Below are 1,639 nucleotides of genomic sequence, written 5' to 3' on the forward strand. Positions count from 1 at the left end.
CTTAGGGGCCTTAGTCGATGCTCTGGGCTGTTTCCCTCTCGACCATGGAGCTTATCCCCCACAGTCTCACTGCCGTGCTCTCACTTACCGGCATTCGGAGTTTGGCTAAGGTCAGTAACCCGGTAGGGCCCATCGCCTATCCAGTGCTCTACCTCCGGCAAGAAACACACGACGCTGCACCTAAATGCATTTCGGGGAGAACCAGCTATCACGGAGTTTGATTGGCCTTTCACCCCTAACCACAGGTCATCCCCCAGGTTTTCAACCCTGGTGGGTTCGGTCCTCCACGAAGTCTTACCTCCGCTTCAACCTGCCCATGGCTAGATCACTCCGCTTCGGGTCTTGAGCGTGCTACTGAAACGCCCTATTCGGACTCGCTTTCGCTACGGCTTCCCCACACGGGTTAACCTCGCAACACACCGCAAACTCGCAGGCTCATTCTTCAAAAGGCACGCAGTCACGACATACAAGCAAGCTTGCATGCGACGCTCCCACGGCTTGTAGGCACACGGTTTCAGGTACTATTTCACTCCGCTCCCGCGGTACTTTTCACCATTCCCTCACGGTACTATCCGCTATCGGTCACCAGGGAATATTTAGGCTTAGCGGGTGGTCCCGCCAGATTCACACGGGATTTCTCGGGCCCCGTGCTACTTGGGTGTCTCTCAAACGAGCCGTACAGATTTCAGCTACGGGGGTCTTACCCTCTACGCCGGACCTTTCGCATGTCCTTCGCCTACATCAACGGTTTCTGACTCGTCCCACGGCCGGCAGACCGTGAAAGAGAGATCCCACAACCCCGCATGCGCAACCCCTGCCGGGTATCACACGCATACGGTTTGGCCTCATCCGGTTTCGCTCGCCACTACTCCCGGAATCACGGTTGTTTTCTCTTCCTGAGGGTACTGAGATGTTTCACTTCCCCTCGTTCCCTCCACACTGCCTATGTGTTCAGGCGGGTGACAGCCCATGACGACTGCCGGGTTTCCCCATTCGGACACCCCCGGATCAAAGCTCGGTTGACAGCTCCCCGGGGCCTATCGTGGCCTCCCACGTCCTTCATCGGTTCCTGGTGCCAAGGCATCCACCGTGCGCCCTTAAAAACTTGGCCACAGATGCTCGCGTCCACTGTGCAGTTCTCAAACAACGACCAGCCACCCATCACCCCGCTCCGAAGAACAGGTTCACTGGGGCCGGCAACTGAAGGCGACCATACGGCCGTACCCTCAGATACCCAACAACGTGCCCGACCCGATCCACCAGAATCCATGTTCCACGCCGAAGCAGTACTAATGAACTCTGAAGAACCGTGCCGAATAGTCAACGTTCCACCCATGAGCAACCACCGTCGAACATTTGCCGACGTAGTGGCCTCTGACCAAACCGAAGCCTGGTAAGAAGTGCTCCTTAGAAAGGAGGTGATCCAGCCGCACCTTCCGGTACGGCTACCTTGTTACGACTTCGTCCCAATCGCCAGTCCCACCTTCGACAGCTCCCTCCCACAAGGGGTTGGGCCACCGGCTTCGGGTGTTACCGACTTTCGTGACGTGACGGGCGGTGTGTACAAGGCCCGGGAACGTATTCACCGCAGCAATGCTGATCTGCGATTACTAGCAACTCCGACTTCATGGGGTCGAGT

2 rRNA genes are annotated in these 1,639 nt (G+C 57.2%); both read right to left on the reverse strand.

Annotated features, from left to right (window positions below):
• Positions 1-1,111: ribosomal RNA gene (locus tag AB0M56_RS50485) — 23S ribosomal RNA — on the reverse strand; the annotation flags it as partial.
• A gap of 300 nt (positions 1,112-1,411) precedes the next feature.
• Positions 1,412-1,639 (reverse strand): 16S ribosomal RNA (locus AB0M56_RS50490); the annotation flags it as partial.

Origin of the sequence: Amycolatopsis sp. NPDC051372, assembly GCF_040682095.1 — a bacterium.
Classification (GTDB): Bacteria; Actinomycetota; Actinomycetes; order Mycobacteriales; family Pseudonocardiaceae; genus Amycolatopsis.